Below are 19,296 nucleotides of genomic sequence, written 5' to 3'. Positions count from 1 at the left end.
TCAGTTGAAAACGTACGACGTTGTCTTGTCATGGAACACCTCAGCTATGGCGGTAAATTTACCACCCATTTCGGTGTCCGGGATTAGTAGACCACTACAGAGCGATCAAGTTTGAGGAAGATGATGACGCGAACATGCAATACGGAGTCATGCCAATTTCCAACCTTCTTGAAGAGACGAAGAAGCTTGAAGGCCATGTCCAGTACTTAGCGAATATAGGTGCTCAGCTAGAGGCCAAAGCGTGCGTAACTGGGGTCAGATGAAGGTTTTCCCCTAAGACATTTGCTAGACGTATCATTAAGCCGGGAAGAAAATAGATAACTTACTGAACGTTTAGACTTTTCCAAGAAAACCGGGGCCGATTTTGCTTAAAAAAAAAGGCCCAGGCTTTTATCACGATTTCTTAAACAAACTGACGCTTAGGGCTTCTTGGCCCAGACCTGGCACCAGCCGTTTGGCTCAACCGAATTCTGCGGGAACAGCGCGCAGCCATTGTTGGCTTCCTGGAAGAGTGCACAGTTTGCGCAGTGCTCACCTGCTTCATAGGCCGGGTGACCGGCGGCTTCTTCCGCCACTTTCACATAGTTCAGCCCTTTGGCTTGAGGGTTCTCTGGGTCCAGCGGTGTGAGGGTTTGGGCGAAAGCACGTTGCGACAGAATACCCATGCCAAGAGGTAATGCAGCCATGCCGAGCAAGGTGTGACGCATAAATTTCCGACGACTTTCGTTAGCCATGATAATTCCTAAAGTGTGTATGTGTTAAGGAAATTAAAAAGTTGTTAGCTTTTACCGCTGTGCGTCCGTTCTTATTGGACAATAGAGTGAAACGAGTAAATGCACAACTTGCACAACATTAAGACATACATTATGCCATCAAAAACTAAAGGTATTGATAATCGGAAGGATTGCTAATAACAATAGTTATTAAATTTGTGGCTTCTCCTGCGTATTTACAATAGCGCGCTAACCATCAGTTTGATAACAGTAAAGCGCATTAAGTAAGCGAAGAACTTGGGTCAGATGAACATTTCTATAACAACAATCCCAATGGTGTCAGAGTCATCGACGCTAGGAAGCCCTAAAGCTAAATCACCTTAAACCTCATGGTTTTCGCTTTGGGAATCAACATGCATGTACGGGGTCAGAAGAATATCGATTGATGCTTGGTCTTTGCGTCAGGGAGGCTTCACCTTCCGGCACCGAAAAAGGCTATCATTTGCCCCATTCAAGCTCGCAAAACCCAGCTGAAGGGAAGGGTACATGTCGTTAAGTCGTTGGCTTTTAGTTTCTTTTTTGATGGTGGCGCTGGCGGGTTGCCAGTCGGCGTATTACAACGCAATGGAGAGGGTGGGCGTTCACAAGCGCGATATCATGGTTGATCGCGTGGAGTCGGTCCAGGAGGCGCAGACTGATGCCAAGGAACAATTCGAATCCGCGCTGGCAGAATTCCGCTCCATCATCCAGATCAAAGACCAGGATCTGGCAACACGCTACGACAGGCTAAATGGCGAATACGAAGACAGTAAAGCCGCTGCTAAATCGGTGACGCAGCGCATTGATGCGGTTGAAGATGTGTCCGAGGCTTTGTTCGATGAGTGGGAGGACGAAATCGATTTGTACAGCAGTGCTAATCTCAAGCGCCAGAGTGCCGCGAAATTAAGCCAGACCCGGCAGCAATACAAGGGACTCATCAGGTCAATGCGCAGCGCAGAGGCACGCATGGAGCCCGTATTACGGGTCTTCCAGGATCAGGTGCTGTTTCTAAAGCATAATCTGAATGCGCGAGCCATTGACTCGCTACAGGGTGAGCTGGGGACTATAGAAACGGATGTTGCCCAGTTGATCAGGGAAATGGAAAAATCCATAGCTGAATCGGAAGCCTTTATCAGCAGCCTTCAGGATTAGAAGGTCTGGTTTGAAGAATAAGGTTGGGCCTTGGGCAGAGAGGGCAATGATCGGCAGGGTTGCCCCTCATTAAGGCGCTGGAATCGATCTGACACCAGCGCCCCATAATGGCCATGCGGCCAGAGATCAAACCTAGCTCTGTGGCTTGATCAGGAACTTCTCTCCGGTAGCCTGTTTGCCGTAAACCGCCATCGATTCCAATTTTAACGCACCGGCCAGGGACACTTCGTGAGTGTAGCTGCTGGCGAAGGTGGTTTTGATCTCGGCGGCGATGCGCTTGCGCATGGCGGCGACGGTGTCGTTACCCAGCTTTCCTAGCGCGTTGAACAACAGGAAGCCGTTCACACCCCAGGCAAACCCAAACGCGCGATTCAGGGTGATCGGGCCGCGATCAAGGCCGCCATAGATATACACCTGTTTGAAGATGGTAGAGCCATATACGCTGTATTCAGTGATGTCGCGCGAGACGGCGGCTTCCATACAGGTGAGAATATCGCTAGCCAACTTACCGCCACCAATAGGGTCGAACGCGATAGTCGCGCCGGTGTCGATCAGTGCCTGGGTCAGGTCGGCCATAAAGCTGTCGCTGCTGGAGTTGACCACGTATTTGGCACCCTGGTCGCGCAGCAAGGCTTCCTGTTCTGGCTTGCGGACGATATTGACCAGGTCGATGCCATCGGCAATGCAGATGCGGTTGAGCATTTGCCCGAGGTTGGAGGCGGCGGCAGCATGAACGATCGCCTTGTGACCTTCAGCGCGCATGGTTTCTACCATGGCCAATGCGGTCAGCGGGTTAACAAAGCTGGAAGCGGCCTCGACTGCAGTGGTACCCGGCTGCAGTTCCAGACAGCTTTGCACATTGGCACGCAGGTATTTGCGGTAGCTACCACCGCCAATGAACGCAACGGTTTTGCCCATCAGGCTTTGCGCAGCCGCTGACGAGCCCGCAGCGACGACAGTACCGGCGCCCTCGTTGCCCACGGGAATAGCCTTGCCTACGCGCTTTTTGACGGCACCCATGAATTTGGCCGGGAAGTCAGCATTGATCACAGGGCGCTCGGCGCTACCCGATTGCTTGGCAGTCGTCATATCGGCCAAGCTGAACATCACGCCCAGGTCAGACGGGTTGATAGGGGCGGCTTCGATGCGGATGACAACATCGTTTTCGCCTGGCTGGGGGATGTCGATTTCGCGCAGGGCAAGCTCAAGTTTGTTGTCTTCGCTGATGGTGGAAATCAGTTCGATGTTGGTATCTGACACTTTTTTTCTCCTGAAAAAGTTAAGTGGTGGGTGCTTCGTTAACCGATGTTACCGCACAAGTCGCGGGGCAAGCCCTTGGCGCCTGCGTGATTCGCGTCGCCGGACTGTCTGATCGCAGTGATCAGTTAGAGTAGCTGACTTATTCGATCAGTTCCCGTAAGAACCGCATGCCATTGTCCGCAAACCCATCAGGTCTTGCCTTTTGCCTCTCTGCTGAAGCGGGTAGCTTGGCAAAAGGCCTTGGACAAAGCAGCCTACAGGACTTAATCTCGTTTGCAGCAAAGGAATGCCAGTTTCATCCCGCCTAAAGGCAAGGACAGCCTGCACTCCTTCCCATAACGTAAATGCAATTCGCAGGCCCTGGGACAAAGTCCCCGCTGCGCTTCAACTTTGCCCGTGCTGCGGGCGTTAGGTATTCTCGTGCGAAAATTCTTCCAACGGTTGCACAGCATGCACCCTGCCTATCAAGCCCATCTGGCAGGCTTGATCTTCATCGCCATCCTAGCGTTGGGGGTATTTGTCTTTCCAGCATCAAAAGGCACCCATCAGGGCCTGTTGTTCCTTGCGTCCTTAGCCTTTGCCATTGGTTTTTCGATCTGGAGCTGGCCAAAGGTGAAGGAAGTTTGGAGGCATCCTATCGGCAGGGCACTAATTATCATCCCTCATCTTTTCGTTCTCTTACTCGCGGTAACTATTGCCAAAAACGTTGTTGCTTCAGCGCTAGGTCTTCCGCCGCAAGATTTCGACGTTTCAGTTAACTTCATTGCGCTTTTGTTTTACATCCCGGCATGGTCGATAGTCGTGTCAATTTTGGTGGGCATTTTTGCGTTTCTTTTATACGTCATTGCGCTTTTTGTCGGCGTCTTTCGTCACCCGTTCAAAGAAACAGCCAAGCTCTTCGGGCATGCAGCCGGCGCCTTAGCAATCTGTATCTACTCTTCCTCCGTTTTTGACTTTGCGAACAACAACGAAAAGTCCCTTCATCCGCTTGTTAGGTGGGTGGCCTTTTTTGGGGATTTTCAAAGCGCCGACGCTTATCCAGGTATCGGAGCTGCCGAGAGGATTCGGCTCCATGAAAATGGAGTCATTTCTGTTGCCACAGCGGAAAACAATACCGTTGTTATTCGAGTGAGAAAGTATGAGCAGTAGTTCGTCAGCTAACCCATCAGTCAAGCGGACATCCCAGAGCTGCGCTCCGGCTGCCGCTTACCTCAGACGTTAAGGTCTTTATGTTCATTGGTCATATGCCGGCTGGGTACATTTCCGCGAAATTGCTGTTTAAGCAGCTCGCTGATACTGGCGTTTCCGCAAAGCTCTTTGTCTTGGCCGGAGTGCTTGGTGGAATCGCACCGGACTTTGATATGTTCTATTTTTACTTAATCGACAATAGACAAAATCATCATCATACCTACTGGCCGCACTACCCTGTACTTTGGCTGAGCCTTCTGACAGCTTCGAGCATCTGGTTCCGGCTCGCCACAAATAAATCAGGCGCAGCACTCGCGCTAATTTTCTCAATTAGCGGTTTTGTTCACATGTTGTTAGATTCAATAGTAGGTGATATCTGGTGGTTTGCCCCGCTCATAGATAAGCCCTACGCTATTTTCACTGTAGAGGCTGTTTATAGCCCTTGGTGGCTAAATTTCATTTTGCATTGGTCGTTTGCGCTTGAGCTATTGGTCTTGGCTTGGGCTTATTATCTATGGCGATCCAAGCCTGCAAACCCCTAAACGGTTCAACCCGTTCGCCGCCATAACTAGGACAGGCTAAAGCCCCATCGGGGAGCCAAACGCCCATGGACGATGTCCCGCACCACTAAGTACCGCTATGTTGTCGATTTTGATCCGTTGCAAACGACTACTCGATGCAAACTGAGTTATTCCGGTGCCGCTACCCGGAACAACGCTGAATCCATGCGAGGAGGTCCGTCATGAGCCAGATTGAATCACCGAGAGTTGTGTCCAGAGAGGAGTGGACTCAGGCACGCAAAGCCCACCTGAAGAACGAGAAGGCGCTCACCCGCATGCACGACCTTGTCGCCCGTGAGAGGCGCGAGCTGCCATGGGTGAAGGTGGAGAAGGAATACATCTTCGACACGCCGGAAGGGAAGAAGACGCTTGCCGAGCTATTCGGCACGAACAGTCAGTTGGTAGTGCATCATTTCATGTTCGGCCCGGACTGGAATGCAGGCTGCCCAAGCTGTTCGTTGGAGGCGGATCATGCGGAGGGAGCTGTCGTCCACCTCGCCAATCACGACGTTAGTTACGTTCGTGTATCCCGCGCCCCGCTAGAAAAGTTGGTAGCCTACCAAAGGCGCATGGGCTGGACTGCCCGGTGGGTGTCCTCCGAGGGCTGCGATTTCAACTTTGACTTTCAGGTTTCTTTCGCTCGGGAGGACTTGGAGGCTGGGCGGCTCTACTACAACTATGAAAATATCGAAGATCCGAAATATTTCAGCGAAGAATTGCCCGGCCTCAGCGTGTTCTACAAGGACGAAAGCGGCGCAGTGTTCCACACCTACTCAAGTTACGCCCGCGGGAATGAGGAGGTGATCGGCGCCTTCGTTTATCTAGACATTACGCCAAAAGGGCGCAACGAGAAGGAAATCATGGATTGGGTGCGGCGTCACGATGAGTACGACGCAAGCCCGGCAGTTACGGCCTGTCACTCCGGCTGAGTGCAGAGATTAACTCGGCGAATCCTTGGAGCGAGTCCGTGAAACCGCCATCATCATTCCTATGCCGAAAACGATCAGGCAAGCGATGCCGATGTATAGCGTATCCACGCCTGCAGTTACCAGCCCCCACGCAATGCCGCCGACGGTCAAAACAAGGCCGATCATATAAATCAAAAACGACATGGGATTTCCTCTGGGGGATGATGTTGCTGGCTCGAACTCACAGCATTGTAGGCTCGTGCGCTGAATAACTGCAAACAAGCATTGGCGTTATGACAAGGCTATTTTTTCGCGCGTTCTTTCGCTCATTGCATCCAGGTGTCACACACGTAGCTAACGCCTTGCTCGTGCGCTCAAGATCAATGCTCTAGCATGGTTGGCGCTGATTGCAGAAGACCGACACGCGGCTGAAAATTACCGTGAAACTCTGCACTAGACTCATCTTCGCTGTCGAATTCAGGCAGTTCGGTTCGACTATAGATTGCCACTCACGGCAATTACCGGACAGGAGAGCTGATCATGACCCGCATTGCAAAGAACACAATCTGCCTTTGGTACGATGACGCCGCCGAGGAAGCCGCGCGATTTTATGCCGAGACATTCCCTGCTTCGTCACTCGACGCCGTGCACCGCGCGCCCGGTGATTATCCATCAGGCAAAGAAGGGAGCGTCTTAACGGTAGAGTTCACCGTGCTCGGCGTTGCGTGCCTCGGTCTCAACGGTGGCCCCATCTTCAAGCACAATGAAGCGTTCTCTTTTCAGATTGCGACGGAAGACCAGGACGAGACGGACCGCTACTGGAATGCGATCGTTGGCAACGGCGGTCAGGAGAGCGAGTGCGGGTGGTGCAAGGACAAATGGGGCATCTCCTGGCAGATTACCCCGGTCGCGCTGACGAAGGCAAACACCAGTTCCGATCGAGCAGCTGCCAAGCGTGCGTTCGACGCAATGATGACGATGAGGAAGATCGACATTGCTGTGATTGAGGCGGCGTTTCGTGGCTGAGATGTGTGCGGCCTGACATAACAGCGGCATATCACAACCTGCGGGCGCCAGATTCACTGGAAAGGGACGTTAGCTAATTTATGAATCAAGAGTCGCAGATCGCATTAGGTATGGCAGCCGGTGATCGGGTCGTCCTTTTTGATGGGGTATGCCGGCTGTGTTCGGTTTGGGCACGTTTTCTGATCAGGTTTGATAGGAAGCGCCAGTTCAAGCTGGCAACCGTTCAATCACCGGAAGGGCAGGCTATTCTGCAGTGGCATGGCTTTCCAACTGATCACTACGAGACCATGCTGCTGGTGGAAGGGGCAAATATTCATACGAAATCCTCAGCATTTTTTAGAGTGATGCGGCGATTGCCATGGCCTTGGCCAATCATGTGTATCGGTTGGGTGGTGCCTTCGATTATTCGCGATTGGCTATACGATCGTGTGGCGTTGAATCGTTACAGGTTATTCGGGCGCTACGACGCCTGTGTTATTCCGAACAAAGACCATGATTCCAGGTTCCTAGGTGAATAGCACATTCTTAAGTTATGCAGTTTGTAGGGCACGATTGCCTTTATCTGGTTCTATCATGGCCTGGTTCCCAAGCTGCTCTATCCGCATGAAGATGAGCTGGCCATGAGCATGGCTATCGGGTTGTCTCGGGCCGGTGCGGAGAAAGCGGCGACTATAGGCGGAATGCTTGAGATAGCTTTCGCTATTGCTGTTCTGGTGTTTTGGCGCCAACGTTGGCCTCTTCTTTTCACTATAGCGGCGATGGTCGGCTTGTTAGGTTTTGTAGTTATGTTCCAGCCGGTGTTGGTGGGCGCTGCATTCAATCCGGTGACCACCAATATTGCTGTCATGGCGCTTGCTCTGGTTGGTTTGCACCTCCAGCGCGTGTTGGATGCAGCAGACGCTGCTTCTTTCAGCTAGGCGTTAAACGTGGAATGGAAATCTTATGAGTCTGAAATATCACTTTGAATTGCTAGCCACCTACAATCAGTGGATGAACTCGAAGATTTATCAGGCTGCAGGTCAGCTATCTGCGGCAGATTTAGCGAGAGACCAAGGGGCCTTTTTTGGTTCCATCCTGGGAACGCTGAACCACATCCTCGCTGGGGATACCATCTGGCTCAAACGCTTTGCTACCCATCCGTCTTGCTTGAATTCGTTGCGGGAGGTCGCTGACCTGCAAAACCCGGCGAGTCTGGATCAGATGCTCTTTGATGATCTTGATGGCTTATCTGCTCAGCGATTCTGGCTGGATCGCCAGATCATCAACTGGACGGAACAGCTTTCCGAAGCCGATCTGGATTTTGTGCTCAGCTATCACAACATTAAAGGGGTTCCTGCCAACAAGCGATATTCGAGCCTGGTGCTGCATTTCTTTAATCATCAGACTCATCATCGTGGGCAAGTCTCTACTTTGCTATCACAGGCGGGCGTGGATATCGGCGTTACCGACCTCCTGGCTCAGATCCCAGAAGAGACTTCTGTTTAATCCGCTGCAGCCGCGTGCGCCAAAGGCCGCCTAATGCCCTTTTAAGGACTTTGCTCCCAGTGACTTTCTTGAGGATCAAACGCATGGTCACAGGTATCAATCACATCACGTTTTCGGTAGCGGATCTGAGTTCTTCAATCTGGTTCTACCGTGACCTTTTGGAAATGAAGCTCCATGTTGTCTGGGATTCCGGCGCGTACCTGACGGCGGGCGATACCTGGTTATGTCTAAGTGTGGGAACGACTGAGCCATCCACAGACTATACGCATGTGGCGTTCAACATCAGCGAGATTCAGCTTTCTGCGTTGCGTAACAGGCTGCAGCAGGAGGGTGTCGAAGAATGGAAGCAAAATACCAGTGAAGGCGATTCCGTCTATATTCTTGACCCGAATGGCCATCGGCTTGAGCTGCATTGCGGCACATTGGAAACCCGCTTGGCTAAACTCAGGGATACGCCTTACGCAGGGCTGGTATGGTGCGATGCCTGAGTAGCCGTCGCGTTTCTTCTTTCAGCGCTGGGCATCTGCTCTGATGTAACGCGCCCCAGTCGCGCCCAACATCTGCCTTCGACCAGTTTCTGAACTTCCTGCCTTACCTGATACTCTCCATACATGACCACAACGCTCCATACCGGAGCTTTGCCATCCGCGGAGACATCATGGCGCCACAACCCACCGAAGCCAAACAACGGGCAATTCTTGAGCGCCTGGATAAATTTAGCCGCTTCACGGATAGCAGCATCAGCCTGCCTTTTACCCGTTTCAAGATTGGTGTCGAGGCCGTTGTAGGCCTGGTGCCGGTGGTGGGTGACGTGATTGGTTTGGCGATGTCTGGCTATGTCTTGTTGGAAGCGCAGCGAGCCGGTGCGAGTAAGGAGGTCAAACGGCGTATGCTGCGCAATGTTGGCATCGATTTTGTGGGCGGGTTGTTGCCGGTATTTGGGGACGCGTTTGACGCTGTTTACAAAGCCAATACACGTAACACCCGGCTGCTGAAAAACTACCTTGAGAAAGAGCTTGCAGTGGAACCGCCGCCACCGCCTTTTAACTGGCGTATGGTAATCGGCTTGTCCGTGCTCTTTGCGGTGGTCACCGGGGGCGTGGTACTGATGTTTTAGGGGCAGTCCGTTTTCAAGGAGTGCTGGTTTACTGTAATCCGGAAGTTGTCCTATGCGTCTTTCAGACATAGACCTGCGTTCGCTTGAAGTCTTTATCGCTGTAGTTGAATCGCAGGGTATTGCCAATGCCCAGGCGCTGCTTAATCGTGATGCCTCTACGATAAGCAGGCAATTGGGCCAGCTCGAAGAGCGTATTGGCCTGCGCCTTTGCGAACGGGGGCGTGGAGGGTTTGCGTTGACGAGCGAAGGTGAGCAGATCTACCGCAATACTATCGACCTGACCCTGGCACTGCGCCGCTTTGAAGATGGCGCGGAAACATTGAAGGGTCACCTCTCCGGCAAGTTGCGCCTGGCCATGATCGACAATCTCATTTCGGACCCCAACTGTCCTTTGCGCAATGTGTTGCAGCGTTACGGCGCGCGCAGCGCAAACGAGGTTCACCTGCATATGGAAGTGATGGCGCCTTTTCAGATTGAGCAGGCGCTTTTGAATCATGCTGCAGATGTTGGCATAGGGATATTTCCCGCGCATCTGGAAGAACTGGATTACCAGCCGCTCTATCAGGAAACCGATTGGCTTGTATGCGCGCCCTCGCATCCGCTCGCCGGCGCGGATTCTCTGGCGGATGTGAAAGAGGAGCTGCAGATCAGCGCCAAGGTCGCCCGCCATTTTCTTGGTTCCCAGGATACGACCCCTTTGGGCGGCGACCCGAAGCACGTCACCGCTTGGGTTTCAAATGTGGAGGCGGCCGCCCTGCTGATTTTGGCTGGTAGTCATGTGGGGTTTTTGCCCAATCACTATGCGCGGGTCTGGATCGAAAGCGGCCAGATGGTTGCCGTACGCCCCGATCACTTCCGGCGCAGCTCCTTGATTGAGGCCGCTGCCCGGCGCAGCCGTGACAGCCAGACACCAGCGGTAGACGCATTTCGCGATGATCTGGCGGCGGTTCTTGAGGTGTTCGGCATGCCTGCATCCACTGACAGGTAAACCTGCAGACCCGGTCATTTATGCCTGGCTTCCCCCGAGGGACACTGCTGGTGTCAACGAATCCTCAATGGGAGTTACCTATGCGCATTTTTACTGGCCTTGCCCTGGCACTTGCTTTGGTCGCTGGCATCTCGCCAGCGCAAGCCGAAGATAAACCCTCTTTCAGCATTGCCTGGACCATCTATGCCGGCAGCATGCCCCTGGGCTATGCCGAGGAAAGCGGCATACTTGCCAAGTGGGGCGACCGCTACGGTATTGACCTCAAAGCAGTGCAGATGAATGACTATATCGAAGCTCAGAACCAATACACCGCCGGGCAGTTTGATGGCGTTATTGCCATCACTCTGGACGCGCTGACCATCCCTGCGGCGGGCGGCGTTGATTCCTCGGCAGCCTTGCTGCTCAGCGCATCCAACGGCAGCGATGCGCTGGTCATGAAAGGTACCGGTAAAACCGTGGCGGATCTGAAGGATACCCGGGTCAATCTGGTGGAGCTTTCCGGGTCTCACTACCTGCTGGCGCGCGCGCTAGCTGAACATGATATGAGCGAACGCGATCTGACCGTGGTAAATACCTCCGATGCTGACATTATTGCTGCCTTTCAATCTGCCGACAGTCAGGCGGTGGTCACCTGGAAACCGCAGTTAAGCGAGATTCTGGCGCAAAATGCCGATACCACTATGCTCTTTGACAGCTCGGATATCCCTAACGAAATTACCGACATTCTGGTCGTCCGTACGGACCTTCTTGAGCAAACACCGGGGTTGGGAAAGGCCTTGGCCGGAGCCTGGTACGAGGTGATCGCCATGCTTTCTCCTGAACACCCAGAGCATGACAAGGCAGTGAGCTATATGGCTGAGGCGTTGGCCACTGATGCCCAAGGGTTCGCCGAACAAACAGCAACCATCAACTTCTTTACGCCGTCACAAGCTGTGGCGCTTATTGAAGATCCGGAGTTCGCTGACACTATGGGTAATATCACCGAGTTCGCCTGGGACAACGGCCTGCTGGGCGAGGGCGCGTCCGGCCCGGATTACGTCGGCGTGCAATTTGCTGAGGAACGCGTGCTCGGCAATGCTGACAATATCAAGCTGCGTTTCCCGACCACTTACTCCGCAGAGCTTGCGCAATGAGTTGGGCGCCTTTACCCAGCTCGCGTCCCTACCATTGGCCATTGAGTGGCCAATGGTCCGCGCAGGACACCGCCCTGCTCATTATTGATATGCAGCAGGATTTTCTCAGCCCGGACGGCTACTTCGCCCAGATGGGCTACAGCTTGGCTTCCACCCAAGCAGCTATTGAGCCCACTCGGAGTTTGCTCGCTGGCGCGCGTGAAGAGGGCATGCTGGTGATCTACACTCGCGAGTCGCACCGGCCCGATCTCATGGACCTGAGCCCTACCAAGCGCGCTCGAGCGCAGGCCATGGGCGCGCCTATTGGTGGCGCCGGGCCTTTGGGTCGATTTCTGGTCCGGGGCGAGGCGGGGTGTGACATCGTTGAGCAACTCAAGCCGCAAGAGGCTGAACTGATCATCGACAAGCCAGGCAATGGCGCATTCCATGCGACGGATCTGGACCAGATTCTCCGTGCTCAGGGCATTCGGAAATTGTTGCTGTGCGGCGTGACAACGGACGTATGCGTGCATTCAACGTTACGAGAAGCCAACGACCTGGGCTACGACTGTCTATTGGTTGAAGATTGTTGTGGCGCGGGAAGTGCAGAGCTGCACGAGGCATCGTTGATGATGATGATGAACGAGGGTGGCATCTTCGGTGCTGTGGCAAAGCAGGATGAGCTAATTGAGCTTTGGCAGAGGGGATAAAGCATGAAGGTGGCCGATCGGTGGTTTGCCAGTGAATCCGTTGGCGATGGGATAACCCGAATTTGGGAGCCCCATGTCGCTCGGCTGTTCCAATGCAATATCTGGCATGTGCGTGGCAGGGATTCAGACCTGTTGGTTGACGCCGGCATGGGCATCAGCTCGCTGCATGAAGCCATTGCCGAACTGGTCGATAAGCCAGTCATCGCGATTGCCACTCACACGCACATGGACCACGCCGGGAGCCTGCACGAGTTTCCACAGCGGCTGGTTCACCCGATCGAAGCATCGCAGCTGCAGCATCCAGATGAGTTCCCGGTGCTGTGCAGCAATCACTGGCCGGGAAATATGCGCGCCCTTATCGAAGAGCAGGGCTACGACGTACCTGACGTGTTGATCGATGCTTACCCCTATGAAGGCTTTGACCCTGAAGCCTTCCGTACCCCGGCGTGCACGGCTACCCAGGTTGTGGTTGAGGGGCAGATGATTGACCTGGGAGATCGCGTATTTGAGGTTCTGCATCTGCCCGGGCACTCGCCGGGCAGCATCGGACTTTGGGAAAAGGATTCCGGGACGTTATTCTCTGGCGATGCGGTATACGATGGTCCGCTACTGGACACGTTGCCGGATGCCGACATCACGGCCTACATCAGGACCATGCAACGCCTGCAAAGCCTTCCCGTGAATGTCGTGCACGCGGGTCACGATCCTAGCTTTGGCAGGCAAAGGTTGCTTGAGCTGGTGAGGGCCTATCTGGCGTATCGGAGTTAGTTCGGTTTGAGTCAGCGTCCGTAGTAAGCTACGGCATATGCAGACGTTCGTGCTGATGCATGGAGACCAAAGAATGAAATTCCTTTCCCACAGATTACTGATATTTACTTTCTGCAGTCTGTTAGCCGCTTGCTCTACGACCCAACCGGGCGCGGGCGGCAGCAGGGTTGGATTCACTGAATCAGGCAAGGCGTCCTTCTATGCGGACCTGCATCAGAATAGAAAAACTGCGAGCGGTGAGCTTTACCAGCATGGGCTAAAAACAGCGGCGCATAGAACGCTGGCATTTGGCTCTAGCGTGAGGGTGACCAATATTCAGAATGGTAAAAGTGTTGTGGTAAAGATCAATGACAGAGGGCCATTCGTGAGGGGCCGAATTATTGATCTTTCAAAGTCAGCATTTAGCAGTATAGGCAACACCAGATCGGGTTTGATTGACGTCAAAATCGAAGTCATTCGCTAGCACATATTTCCTTCACGTGAGGGCACCACCAGACTCTGCGCAGTAACCAGGTGTCCCTTCCGATCACCGATCTTCATGCAGTGCTCAAGCACTCCTCATCCTTGCGGTTTACTATTTCAGAGAATATGATCCGTATACGTTTCGTATATTCAGGATCCGCTATGGGTATTGTAAAGATCGACGATCAGTTGCATGAAGACATTCGCAAGGCCAGCTCAGTGATGGTCCGCTCCATCAATGCACAGGCCGAGTTCTGGATAAAAATCGGGATGCTGGCTGAGGCCAATCCGGACATGTCCTTTTCTCAGATCATCAGTGATCAGATGAAGCATGCCGATGTTGTTCCTCGGAGGCTTGCCCTTGGCTAAGGTGGCGCTGAAGAACGCGGAAGAGTTGGCGTTGATGCGAGAAGCTGGGCGGCTTCTTGCTCTGGTATTCAAGTATCTGGATGGCGAGGTCAGGGTCGGTATGTCGACTATGGCCATCAACGACCTTGCCGAGCGGTATATCGTTGGCGAGTTGGGCGCGCGCCCAGCCAGCAAAGGGCAGTACGGTTATCAGTACGTGCTTAACTCGTCAGTCAATCACGTTGTTTGCCACGGCGTGCCTTCTGAAAATCAGACCCTGAAGCCGGGCGATATCGTCAATGTGGATATCACGCTTGAGCGGGGCGGGTTTATCGCTGATTCCAGCAAGATGTACATGATCGGCGAGGTGACTCCACTGGCGCAGCGCCTGGTGGATAAAACCTACGAAGCCATGTGGCAGGGTATCCGCATGGTCAAACCCGGGGCCACTCTGGGCGATGTGGGCCATGCTATTCAACACTATGCGGAGAAGCATGGGTACTCGATTGTTCGTGAGTACTGTGGCCACGGCATCGGCCGCGAGATGCACGAGGAGCCTGCGGTACTGCATTTCGGGCGGCCGGGCAAAGGCCTGGTATTGCAGGAAGGCATGACCTTCACCATTGAGCCGATGATCAATCAGGGCAAGGCCAAAGTTAAAACCAAGAAGGATGGGTGGACGGTTGTCACCAGTGACAAGAAGTTGTCCGCTCAGTGGGAACACACCATTGCGGTCACATCGACTGGTTATGAAGTACTTACACTGCGAGACGAGGAACGCGTCTAGGCTATCGGCATGCCCACCCGCTGAACCTCAGGAGATGCAGAGATGCCCGCACATCGAATCTTCTCTACACCCTTTGCTACGGTGTATCCGCTGTATGTGAAGAAGGCCGAGCGTAAGGGACGCACGAAGGAGGAGGTTGATCGCGTGATTTGTTGGCTTACTGGCTATGACGAGGCCGGACTGCAGCAGCAAATTACTAAACAAGCCGACTTTGAAACCTTCTTTGCCCAAGCCCCGGCTCTGCACCCACATCGTTCACTTATCAAGGGTGTGGTCTGCGGCGTGCGAGTGGAAGAGGTTGAGGATCCGCTGATGAAGCAGATTCGCCAGTTGGACAAGCTGGTCGATGAACTCGCCAAAGGTAAGACTATGGACAAGGTTCTTCGCCAGTGAGGCTGTGGCATTCCTTGCTGCAGCTGCTAGCCTGAAGCTTGCACTCAGATTCTTCCACATCAAAACGCATAATAATCGGCTGTTGTCGGTTCTGCGGGCGAGGATGAGTTTTCCACCCATTTGGGCAGCAGTCCGCCCTTTAGGCGAGCATCCAGTCTCTTGGGATAGTTCAGCTGAAAGGAGGATGGGATGGACACGCAAGAACTTCACCGGGGTCGATTGATCGACCACATTCAACTGGTAGTAAAAGACCTTCCCGCAGCTCAGCTGTTCTACGGGGCGATCCTGAAAAGCCTGAATATTCCAATCGGTGGTAGCGCCGACGATTATTTTTGGGCGGACGAATTGTTTATTTCCACATCAGACAGTGAGTCTTCCGCGGGCATCCTGACGGGCCGGCATCATCTGGCGTTTCAGGCGCACAGCCGTGGCATGGTGGACTCGTTCCACGAAGCGGCCTTAGCCAACGGCGGCAGGGAAAACGGCGCCCCTGGAGAACGCACATATCATCCGGGTTATTACGCCGCTTTCGTGCTTGATCCAGATGGCAATAATATCGAGGCGGTTTATCACGGAATGGCCAAACGAAGTGCAGGGTCGATCCGGATCACGTTCTGAGGCGCTCGGCTAGAGGCGCTCGGCTAGAGGCGCTCGGCTTGCGCGGGCTGGCCGTCAGCCTCGGGTCAATGCACGCCATGTTCAAAGCATCGGAGGCAGTCATGAAGGGCAGTTGTTTGTGCGGCAGCATTCAATACGACATTAAAGGGTTCTCTCCGGGAATCGCCAACTGCCATTGCTCCATGTGCAGAAAATCCAGCGGCTCGGCGTATGGGGTATTCGGCACAGTCGCCCTAGAAGACCTAACCTGGGTAAAGGGCGGCGAGCTGATCAAGGAATTCACTTCCTCGCCTGAGGCGAAACGTGGATTCTGCCCGAATTGCGGTTCAAGCCTGTATTTCAAGCTGCTGGGCGACAAGACGCCCTACGAGATAGCATTAGGTACTCTGGATGAAGAACCCAACCACCCGGTGGATGCCAATATCTTTTTTGCTTCCAAGCCCGGCTGGTCAGCAAGCTACGATGCCTTGCCTTCATACGATACGGTGAGGACGCAGTGATCAGCCAGACGCATGAGTGACTGAGATCAGGGCCGCCGCCACTTCAACAGCGGGGCAGGCCCTGATATTTCATTGCTACATACCAGATGCTTCGATTTTGATGTCGTCCGGGAAGGGCCGTCCCTCACCCTTTTCCAACTGATCACGCAGGCTCAACAGAAAGGTCGCCCATTTGGTCGAGCAGTGATGGAAGAATGGGTTCTCACTCTTCCAGCCGGCGTGGCGAAACATCAGTTGGTTGTGGCTGCCTTCTTCCTGGATTTCAAACTCGATGCGGGTGCCGATCCAGTCCTCTGGCCCCTTGATGCATTCCCAGTGCACCTGCCGCGGGGCAACTTTGATTACGCGCATATCGAAGCCGCCGTTACTGCCGAAAGTGAAGGTCACTGTCCCATCCTGTTTGGGATCGCCAGCGGTGTCTCTGGTCCACCAGGATGCGAGGCCTTCCAGCGTAGTCAGGGCTGCGCAAATATCTGACGCTGGCGTTTTGGTCCCGAAGGTCAAGCAGATGTTAGGCATGGTCTATCTCCTTGCATAAGTGATGTGCCGGAATGCTCATCCATTGACTATGCTAAACATCGGAGAGGTGATTGAAATAACGCCAATAGCTTTTTTATGATTAGATTAAGATCATGATTTTTATATAAAAAATGTTCAATGGTTAACGAGGCTCAGCCGTTATTTTCCTGATATGGAAAACGAAGAAAAGCTTGATGCGGTTTTCTATGCGCTCTCCGATAGCCGCCGACGGCTGCTGCTGGAGGAACTCGCGGCTGGCCCCAGATCGGTCAACCAACTTGCGGCGGTTGCCGGCATGAAGATCAGCGCGGCCTCTAAACATATAGCTGTATTGGAAGCAGGCGATCTGGTGGTTAAGACCCGGCAAGGGCGCGAGGTGCTCTGCCATCTCAATTATGACGTGTGGCGCGAAGTGGCCGGCTATGTGGCGATGCACACAAAATTCTGGTCGGGCAGGCTGGATGAGCTCGCCACGCATCTCAAGAGTGCGAGAGAGACGTGATGGACCCGGTGGTGATAAAACGTGTGCTGCCGTGCGGCAAGCGGCAGCTGTTCGACGCCTGGTCGAAACCTTCGCTGATGATGAAGTGGTTCTTCGCATCGCAAAAGCCAAACTCGTCGAGTACCGTCCACAGCAGCTTCACTGTTGGCGGCCGCTTCGAAGTGATCATGCATCTGGAAACCGGAGACTACCGGCACCACGGTGACTATCGAGCGATTCATCGATACCACCATATCGCCTTCACCTGGAATTCGCATATTGTTCAGGACAGTCTGGTGGAGCTGGATTTCAAGGAGCTGTCACCCAACCGCACTGAGCTGACCTTGACTCATACGCAATTCCCGACAGATGAGGTGCGTGGTAAGCATGTTGGTGGGTGGAATGGATGTCTGGATAACCTTGAGTTATATCTCACAGGATTGAATACGCCGAGCCAGAGTGGCTAACGTGATTTGAGAGAGGAGCACGCATGTATACCGGTAGTTGCTTATGTGGCGGAGTAATGTACGAGGTTGACGGTGAGCTTGAGCCGATTCAGGTGTGCCATTGTTCCCAATACCGCAAGGCTCAGGGCAGCGCCTTTGTGACCAATATTCCGGTCTCGACTTCGGCGTTCAGACTGCTGCAAGGGGAGGGCATGCTGACCTCATTCGAGTCGTCCCCCGGCAAGTACCGCGTGTTTTGCAAAACCTGTGGCTCGCCGATCTACAGCAAGCGCACTGACTTACCGGAGGCGCTGCGCCTCAGGGCCGGCACGCTGGACGGCGTGCTGGAAACCAGGCCGATCGGGCACTTCTATTTCGGCTCCAGGGCCAATTGGTTCCAGATCAATGACGACCTGCCGAAATTTCCCGCGGCTTACACGCCAGCAAAAAAGTCCTGACCTGCTGAGGTCAACGCATCCTTGATTCGGATATTGCAGCCAAAGTACCTCAGGGGAAGGCCTGCACCAAGAACTTGAGCACCCATCACCAAGCGATAAGGAGATCGCCATGCGTCATATTTGTCTCATTTGTTTGTCCGCCCTGCTGCTGATTGCATCGCCATGGGTATCTGCCCAGCAACCAAAGCATCAAGCGATGCTGGCGAGCGTTTACTCCGGTGAAACGGCAGTCGAGGAGTACTGGGTCAGTGAAAAACTCGATGGTGTTCGTGGGCACTGGGACGGGGAGACACTTTGGAGCCGCGGCGGCTACCCAATTGCTGCGCCAGACTGGTTCACCCAGGGTTGGCCGGACATGGCGATGGATGGGGAGCTGTGGATCGCTCGACAGTTGTTCGATACAGCCAGCGGCATTGTCCGTAGTACCCAGGCCGAAGATAAGGACTGGCGGCGCTTGAAGTTCATGGTGTTCGATCTGCCCGAGCATGGCGGAACCTTCGGTCAGCGAGTGCAGGCGATGGAACAGATATCCGCTTATGACATTGCGTGGTTACAGCCCATCCCCCAGTTTCGCGTAGAGGATGCGGCGGAGCTGGAAGCGCGCCTGGAAGCCTGGGTTGCTGCGGGTAGCGAAGGCTTGATGCTGCATCATCAGGACGCCTTGTATCGCTCTGGGCGCAGCCAGGATCTATTGAAATACAAGCTCTATGACGATGCCGAGGCGCGGGTAGTCGGTTACACCGAAGGCAAGGGCAAGTACGCCGGTCTGGTAGGCGCGCTGGTGGTTGAGCGCGAAGATGGCAGGCGCTTTCGGCTCGGCAGCGGCTTGAGTGATGAGGACAGAACGGCACCCCCGGCTATCGGCACTTGGGTCACCTATCGCTACAATGGCTATACCTCCACTGGACTGCCGCGTTTTGCCCGCTTTGTTCGCATACGCACGGATATGCAGGAGATCGCCAGCGGTTCTAGCCGCGGCTCACCTGATTAACGAAACGAGAGCATTGCCGATCATGAAACCGCTAGCCAATACGTTGTGCCCCTTATGCGGCGCAGCGAATGAATGCCAGCCTGCGCAGGCGGGTAGTTTTGACGTGGCCTGTTGGTGTATGACGACGACAATAAATGCACAAGCGCTGGCGCGAGTGCCGGCAGAGATGGGGGATACAGCATGCCTTTGCCCACGGTGTGCTGCGGGTGAGAACCTGGCGGTTAACGCGGAGGGTGTAAGCAAGCGCTGATCAGCAGGGCACAGACA

29 protein-coding genes are annotated in these 19,296 nt (G+C 53.9%); 25 read left to right on the top strand and 4 right to left on the bottom strand.

The annotated features are described in order from the left end of the window. Positions 1–419: 419 nt before the first annotated feature. On the bottom strand, positions 420–734 hold the full coding sequence (locus DT594_RS15420) for a high-potential iron-sulfur protein (protein WP_149333580.1): 315 nt from the start codon (positions 732–734) through the stop codon (positions 420–422). A gap of 525 nt (positions 735–1,259) precedes the next feature. Between DT594_RS15420 and DT594_RS15415 the strand changes: the two genes are divergently transcribed. Next, positions 1,260–1,904 (top strand): DUF2959 domain-containing protein, encoded by a 645-nt coding sequence (locus DT594_RS15415; protein ID WP_149333579.1) that lies wholly within the window; start codon positions 1,260–1,262, stop codon positions 1,902–1,904. Positions 1,905–2,036: 132 nt separating this feature from the next. On the opposite strand, the gene DT594_RS15410 is transcribed toward DT594_RS15415, so the two are convergent. Beyond that, positions 2,037–3,164, bottom strand: coding sequence for a zinc-binding dehydrogenase (locus DT594_RS15410; RefSeq protein ID WP_149333577.1), 1,128 nt, complete (start codon positions 3,162–3,164; stop codon positions 2,037–2,039). 420 nt (positions 3,165–3,584) lie between these two features. Here DT594_RS15410 and DT594_RS15405 point away from each other — a divergent pair, with 420 nt between their 5' ends. From DT594_RS15405 to DT594_RS15395, 3 genes are all read left to right on the top strand, one after another. Next, positions 3,585–4,313: a hypothetical protein gene (locus DT594_RS15405; protein ID WP_149333575.1), complete on the top strand. Its 729-nt coding sequence runs from the start codon at positions 3,585–3,587 to the stop codon at positions 4,311–4,313. Positions 4,314–4,393: 80 nt separating this feature from the next. Further along, positions 4,394–4,894 carry a metal-dependent hydrolase gene (locus DT594_RS15400; protein ID WP_149333573.1) on the top strand — a complete coding sequence of 167 codons (501 nt, stop codon included), beginning with the start codon at positions 4,394–4,396 and terminating at the stop codon, positions 4,892–4,894. A 200-nt stretch (positions 4,895–5,094) separates the two neighbouring features. Next, a complete protein-coding gene (locus DT594_RS15395) occupies positions 5,095–5,841 on the top strand; it encodes a DUF899 domain-containing protein (RefSeq protein WP_149333571.1) in 747 nt (248 codons plus the stop codon). Positions 5,842–5,850: 9 nt separating this feature from the next. On the opposite strand, the gene DT594_RS18980 is transcribed toward DT594_RS15395, so the two are convergent. Beyond that, positions 5,851–6,024 (bottom strand): hypothetical protein, encoded by a 174-nt coding sequence (locus DT594_RS18980; RefSeq protein WP_178091539.1) that lies wholly within the window; start codon positions 6,022–6,024, stop codon positions 5,851–5,853. Positions 6,025–6,360: 336 nt separating this feature from the next. Between DT594_RS18980 and DT594_RS15390 the strand changes: the two genes are divergently transcribed. The 16 genes from DT594_RS15390 (at position 6,361) to DT594_RS15315 (ending at position 16,134) form a co-directional block, all read left to right on the top strand. Next, a complete protein-coding gene (locus DT594_RS15390; protein ID WP_149333569.1) occupies positions 6,361–6,846 on the top strand; it encodes a VOC family protein in 486 nt (161 codons plus the stop codon). An 80-nt stretch (positions 6,847–6,926) separates the two neighbouring features. Continuing rightward, a complete protein-coding gene (locus DT594_RS15385; RefSeq protein ID WP_218574540.1) occupies positions 6,927–7,364 on the top strand; it encodes a thiol-disulfide oxidoreductase DCC family protein in 438 nt (145 codons plus the stop codon). A gap of 33 nt (positions 7,365–7,397) precedes the next feature. Then, positions 7,398–7,763, top strand: coding sequence for a DoxX-like family protein (locus DT594_RS15380; protein ID WP_149333567.1), 366 nt, complete (start codon positions 7,398–7,400; stop codon positions 7,761–7,763). Positions 7,764–7,788: 25 nt separating this feature from the next. Continuing rightward, a complete protein-coding gene (locus DT594_RS15375) occupies positions 7,789–8,331 on the top strand; it encodes a DinB family protein (protein WP_149333565.1) in 543 nt (180 codons plus the stop codon). Positions 8,332–8,414: 83 nt separating this feature from the next. After that, positions 8,415–8,819: a fosfomycin resistance glutathione transferase gene (gene fos / locus DT594_RS15370; protein WP_149333563.1), complete on the top strand. Its 405-nt coding sequence runs from the start codon at positions 8,415–8,417 to the stop codon at positions 8,817–8,819. Between the two features lie 170 nt (positions 8,820–8,989). Then, positions 8,990–9,448, top strand: a complete 459-nt coding sequence (locus DT594_RS15365) for a DUF4112 domain-containing protein (protein WP_149333561.1) — start codon at positions 8,990–8,992, stop codon at positions 9,446–9,448. A 52-nt stretch (positions 9,449–9,500) separates the two neighbouring features. Continuing rightward, a complete protein-coding gene (locus DT594_RS15360) occupies positions 9,501–10,436 on the top strand; it encodes a LysR family transcriptional regulator (RefSeq protein ID WP_149333559.1) in 936 nt (311 codons plus the stop codon). An 80-nt stretch (positions 10,437–10,516) separates the two neighbouring features. Further along, a complete protein-coding gene (locus tag DT594_RS15355; protein WP_149333557.1) occupies positions 10,517–11,569 on the top strand; it encodes a putative urea ABC transporter substrate-binding protein in 1,053 nt (350 codons plus the stop codon). After that, a complete protein-coding gene (locus DT594_RS15350) occupies positions 11,566–12,258 on the top strand; it encodes a cysteine hydrolase family protein (RefSeq protein WP_149333555.1) in 693 nt (230 codons plus the stop codon). Before DT594_RS15355 ends, DT594_RS15350 begins: the two co-directional genes overlap by 4 nt. A gap of 3 nt (positions 12,259–12,261) precedes the next feature. Beyond that, positions 12,262–13,026 carry an MBL fold metallo-hydrolase gene (locus DT594_RS15345; protein ID WP_149333553.1) on the top strand — a complete coding sequence of 255 codons (765 nt, stop codon included), beginning with the start codon at positions 12,262–12,264 and terminating at the stop codon, positions 13,024–13,026. 37 nt (positions 13,027–13,063) lie between these two features. Further along, positions 13,064–13,489: a septal ring lytic transglycosylase RlpA family protein gene (locus DT594_RS15340; protein WP_342780307.1), complete on the top strand. Its 426-nt coding sequence runs from the start codon at positions 13,064–13,066 to the stop codon at positions 13,487–13,489. A gap of 161 nt (positions 13,490–13,650) precedes the next feature. Then, positions 13,651–13,857, top strand: coding sequence for a ParD-like family protein (locus DT594_RS15335; RefSeq protein WP_149333549.1), 207 nt, complete (start codon positions 13,651–13,653; stop codon positions 13,855–13,857). Beyond that, a complete protein-coding gene (gene map / locus DT594_RS15330) occupies positions 13,850–14,623 on the top strand; it encodes a type I methionyl aminopeptidase (protein ID WP_149333547.1) in 774 nt (257 codons plus the stop codon). Before DT594_RS15335 ends, map begins: the two co-directional genes overlap by 8 nt. A 42-nt stretch (positions 14,624–14,665) precedes the next feature. Beyond that, a complete protein-coding gene (locus DT594_RS15325) occupies positions 14,666–15,016 on the top strand; it encodes a DUF2200 domain-containing protein (RefSeq protein WP_149333545.1) in 351 nt (116 codons plus the stop codon). A gap of 189 nt (positions 15,017–15,205) precedes the next feature. Further along, positions 15,206–15,634, top strand: coding sequence for a VOC family protein (locus DT594_RS15320; RefSeq protein ID WP_149333543.1), 429 nt, complete (start codon positions 15,206–15,208; stop codon positions 15,632–15,634). 38 nt (positions 15,635–15,672) lie between these two features. Beyond that, on the top strand, positions 15,673–16,134 hold the full coding sequence (locus tag DT594_RS15315; RefSeq protein ID WP_149333541.1) for a GFA family protein: 462 nt from the start codon (positions 15,673–15,675) through the stop codon (positions 16,132–16,134). 75 nt (positions 16,135–16,209) lie between these two features. Here DT594_RS15315 and DT594_RS15310 read toward each other — a convergent pair whose 3' ends face one another. Continuing rightward, positions 16,210–16,653 (bottom strand): SRPBCC family protein, encoded by a 444-nt coding sequence (locus DT594_RS15310; RefSeq protein ID WP_149333539.1) that lies wholly within the window; start codon positions 16,651–16,653, stop codon positions 16,210–16,212. Between the two features lie 172 nt (positions 16,654–16,825). Between DT594_RS15310 and DT594_RS15305 the strand changes: the two genes are divergently transcribed. The 5 genes from DT594_RS15305 to DT594_RS19180 all read left to right on the top strand — a co-directional run bounded on the left by DT594_RS15305 (position 16,826) and on the right by DT594_RS19180 (position 19,279). Beyond that, positions 16,826–17,155 (top strand): ArsR/SmtB family transcription factor, encoded by a 330-nt coding sequence (locus tag DT594_RS15305; RefSeq protein WP_149333537.1) that lies wholly within the window; start codon positions 16,826–16,828, stop codon positions 17,153–17,155. An 11-nt stretch (positions 17,156–17,166) separates the two neighbouring features. Then, positions 17,167–17,601 (top strand): SRPBCC family protein, encoded by a 435-nt coding sequence (locus DT594_RS15300; RefSeq protein ID WP_178091538.1) that lies wholly within the window; start codon positions 17,167–17,169, stop codon positions 17,599–17,601. A 23-nt stretch (positions 17,602–17,624) separates the two neighbouring features. Continuing rightward, positions 17,625–18,038, top strand: coding sequence for a GFA family protein (locus DT594_RS15295; RefSeq protein ID WP_149333534.1), 414 nt, complete (start codon positions 17,625–17,627; stop codon positions 18,036–18,038). A gap of 109 nt (positions 18,039–18,147) precedes the next feature. Further along, positions 18,148–19,029 carry a DNA ligase gene (locus tag DT594_RS15290; protein WP_149333532.1) on the top strand — a complete coding sequence of 294 codons (882 nt, stop codon included), beginning with the start codon at positions 18,148–18,150 and terminating at the stop codon, positions 19,027–19,029. Then, complete coding sequence (locus DT594_RS19180) at positions 18,926–19,279, top strand: cysteine-rich CWC family protein (protein WP_317014120.1); 354 nt, start codon at positions 18,926–18,928, stop codon at positions 19,277–19,279. Before DT594_RS15290 ends, DT594_RS19180 begins: the two co-directional genes overlap by 104 nt. The last annotated feature ends 17 nt before the right edge of the window (positions 19,280–19,296 follow it).

The organism is Halopseudomonas laoshanensis (assembly GCF_008365385.1).
Lineage (GTDB): Bacteria > Pseudomonadota > Gammaproteobacteria > Pseudomonadales > Pseudomonadaceae > Halopseudomonas > Halopseudomonas laoshanensis.
This window is presented reverse-complemented; position numbering and strand designations above follow the sequence as displayed.

Excerpts from the sequence above, each read along its gene's own strand:
- DT594_RS15395 (WP_149333571.1), top strand. The coding sequence starts at position 5,095 with ATGAGCCAGATTGAATCACCGAGAGTTGTGTCCAGAGAGGAGTGGACT.
- DT594_RS18980 (WP_178091539.1), bottom strand. The coding sequence starts at position 6,024 with ATGTCGTTTTTGATTTATATGATCGGCCTTGTTTTGACCGTCGGCGGC.
- DT594_RS15335 (WP_149333549.1), top strand. The coding sequence starts at position 13,651 with ATGGGTATTGTAAAGATCGACGATCAGTTGCATGAAGACATTCGCAAG.
- DT594_RS15355 (WP_149333557.1), top strand. The coding sequence starts at position 10,517 with ATGCGCATTTTTACTGGCCTTGCCCTGGCACTTGCTTTGGTCGCTGGC.
- DT594_RS19180 (WP_317014120.1), top strand. The coding sequence starts at position 18,926 with ATGGCTATACCTCCACTGGACTGCCGCGTTTTGCCCGCTTTGTTCGCA.
- DT594_RS15420 (WP_149333580.1), bottom strand. The coding sequence starts at position 734 with ATGGCTAACGAAAGTCGTCGGAAATTTATGCGTCACACCTTGCTCGGC.
- DT594_RS15310 (WP_149333539.1), bottom strand. The coding sequence starts at position 16,653 with ATGCCTAACATCTGCTTGACCTTCGGGACCAAAACGCCAGCGTCAGAT.
- DT594_RS15350 (WP_149333555.1), top strand. The coding sequence starts at position 11,566 with ATGAGTTGGGCGCCTTTACCCAGCTCGCGTCCCTACCATTGGCCATTG.
- DT594_RS15400 (WP_149333573.1), top strand. The coding sequence starts at position 4,394 with ATGTTCATTGGTCATATGCCGGCTGGGTACATTTCCGCGAAATTGCTG.
- DT594_RS15325 (WP_149333545.1), top strand. The coding sequence starts at position 14,666 with ATGCCCGCACATCGAATCTTCTCTACACCCTTTGCTACGGTGTATCCG.
- fos (WP_149333563.1), top strand. The coding sequence starts at position 8,415 with ATGGTCACAGGTATCAATCACATCACGTTTTCGGTAGCGGATCTGAGT.
- DT594_RS15340 (WP_342780307.1), top strand. The coding sequence starts at position 13,064 with ATGCAGACGTTCGTGCTGATGCATGGAGACCAAAGAATGAAATTCCTT.
- DT594_RS15415 (WP_149333579.1), top strand. The coding sequence starts at position 1,260 with ATGTCGTTAAGTCGTTGGCTTTTAGTTTCTTTTTTGATGGTGGCGCTG.
- DT594_RS15385 (WP_218574540.1), top strand. The coding sequence starts at position 6,927 with ATGAATCAAGAGTCGCAGATCGCATTAGGTATGGCAGCCGGTGATCGG.
- DT594_RS15320 (WP_149333543.1), top strand. The coding sequence starts at position 15,206 with ATGGACACGCAAGAACTTCACCGGGGTCGATTGATCGACCACATTCAA.
- DT594_RS15365 (WP_149333561.1), top strand. The coding sequence starts at position 8,990 with ATGGCGCCACAACCCACCGAAGCCAAACAACGGGCAATTCTTGAGCGC.
- DT594_RS15345 (WP_149333553.1), top strand. The coding sequence starts at position 12,262 with ATGAAGGTGGCCGATCGGTGGTTTGCCAGTGAATCCGTTGGCGATGGG.
- DT594_RS15390 (WP_149333569.1), top strand. The coding sequence starts at position 6,361 with ATGACCCGCATTGCAAAGAACACAATCTGCCTTTGGTACGATGACGCC.
- DT594_RS15295 (WP_149333534.1), top strand. The coding sequence starts at position 17,625 with ATGTATACCGGTAGTTGCTTATGTGGCGGAGTAATGTACGAGGTTGAC.
- DT594_RS15360 (WP_149333559.1), top strand. The coding sequence starts at position 9,501 with ATGCGTCTTTCAGACATAGACCTGCGTTCGCTTGAAGTCTTTATCGCT.
- DT594_RS15375 (WP_149333565.1), top strand. The coding sequence starts at position 7,789 with ATGAGTCTGAAATATCACTTTGAATTGCTAGCCACCTACAATCAGTGG.
- DT594_RS15305 (WP_149333537.1), top strand. The coding sequence starts at position 16,826 with ATGGAAAACGAAGAAAAGCTTGATGCGGTTTTCTATGCGCTCTCCGAT.
- DT594_RS15290 (WP_149333532.1), top strand. The coding sequence starts at position 18,148 with ATGCGTCATATTTGTCTCATTTGTTTGTCCGCCCTGCTGCTGATTGCA.